The sequence below is a fragment of the Alcanivorax sp. HI0083 genome, from assembly GCF_001635175.1.
Genome location: NZ_LWFX01001753.1, coordinates 1 through 1,452, shown reverse-complemented (window position 1 = coordinate 1,452; position 1,452 = coordinate 1). Strand labels below are relative to the sequence as shown.

1 protein-coding gene and 1 other RNA gene are annotated in these 1,452 nt (G+C 62.2%); one reads left to right on the top strand and one right to left on the bottom strand.

The window, feature by feature from the left end:
• Positions 1-140: 140 nt before the first annotated feature.
• A complete protein-coding gene (gene gap, locus A3754_RS25490; RefSeq protein WP_063521699.1) occupies positions 141-1,166 on the bottom strand; it encodes a type I glyceraldehyde-3-phosphate dehydrogenase in 1,026 nt (341 codons plus the stop codon).
• A 215-nt stretch (positions 1,167-1,381) separates the two neighbouring features.
• On the opposite strand from gap, the gene ffs reads away from it, so the two are divergent.
• Positions 1,382-1,452: signal recognition particle sRNA small type (gene ffs / locus A3754_RS25485), an RNA gene on the top strand; the annotation flags it as partial.

The following is a 1,452-nucleotide window of genomic DNA, read 5'->3' as shown; positions in this document are numbered from 1 at the left end:
TTGATTGAGTGAACGCCGGAGGCCAGATGCAGGACGCCGGACAAAGAAATCACCGCCAGGCTGCTTGACGCGACAAGTGATCCTTATACTGATTGGCGTCAGGCGTCAGGCGTCAGGCGTCAGGCGTCAGGCGTCAGGCGTCAGGCGTCAACTTTATCCATCCAATACCCCGCCACGTCCAGCATGCGGTGGCTGAACCCCCATTCGTTGTCGTACCAGGCCAGCAGTTTCAACTGGGGCCCCAGTAGCCGTGTGTGGTTGGTGTCCACCACACAGGAATAGGGCAGATGATTGAAGTCGCTGGAAACCAGCGCCAGATGGTTCATCGCCAATACCCCCTGCAACCCCCCATGGGCGGCATTGCTTAGGCTCTCATGGATATCCTCCACCGTGACGGGCTGTTCCAGCAGTAGCGTCACATCTACCAGCGACACATTCAGCGTGGGCACGCGTACCGCCATGCCGTCCAGTCGCCCGGCCAGATGCGGCAGCACTTTGCCCACCGCCCTGGCGGCCCCGGTACCGGTGGGGATCATGTTCACCGCCGCTGCCCGCGCCCGCAGTAAATCCCCGTGGGCCTTGTCCACCAGGTTCTGGTCATTGGTGTAGCTGTGGATGGTGGTCATCAGCCCCTGTTTCACGGTGAAAGCTCGGTCGAGCACATCCACCAATGGCGCCAGGCAGTTGGTGGTGCAGGAAGCGTTGGAAACGATCTGCTGGCTATCATCAAGCAGGCCGTGGTTAACCCCGTAAACCACCATGGCGTCGGCATCGTCCACCGGGTAGCTCACCAGCACGCGGCGGGCGCCAGCGTCCAGGTGGCCCTGGAGCTGTGCGCGCTGCTTGTAGCGACCGCTACACTCCAGCACCAGATCCACCGCGTGCTCGCCCCAGGGTAACTGGTCCAGATCGGTGGTGGCGTAGCAGGGTACCCGGCGGCCATCAATCTCCATGGCGTCGCCGTCATAATGCACGGAATAGGGCCAGCGGCCGTGGGTGGTGTCGAAGGCAAGCAGGTGGGCAAGCACCTTGAAATCGGCCAGGTCATTGATGGCGACCAGTTCAAAATGCTCCCGTGCCGGGTGTTCACTGAGAGCCCGAACCAGGCAACGGCCGATGCGGCCGAAGCCATTGATGGCAATGCGAATAGCGGGACTGTTGTTCATGGTGCCTCCCTGTCCGCGGATGGGCTGGGCAGGCGCTTTCGCCGTCCTGCCCAGTCACTTTGAGTGTAGCCCTGTGCCCCGTGCGGAGCCAGCCTGTTCAAGGTTTAGCCAGCTGATTGCCCATGCCCTGCGGTCCTCTTGCAATAGCGTGAGGCATTCGCCACAATGCGCGCTCGTTTCGCGGCTGCCATGCCCGAAGCGCGTTATGGTCGACCCGTCGGTCCCCCCGCAACGATAAGCTGCGAACCCCGCCAGGCCCGGAAGGGAGCAACGGTAGCAGTGGACT

Excerpts from the sequence above, each read along its gene's own strand:
- gap (WP_063521699.1), bottom strand. The coding sequence starts at position 1,166 with ATGAACAACAGTCCCGCTATTCGCATTGCCATCAATGGCTTCGGCCGC.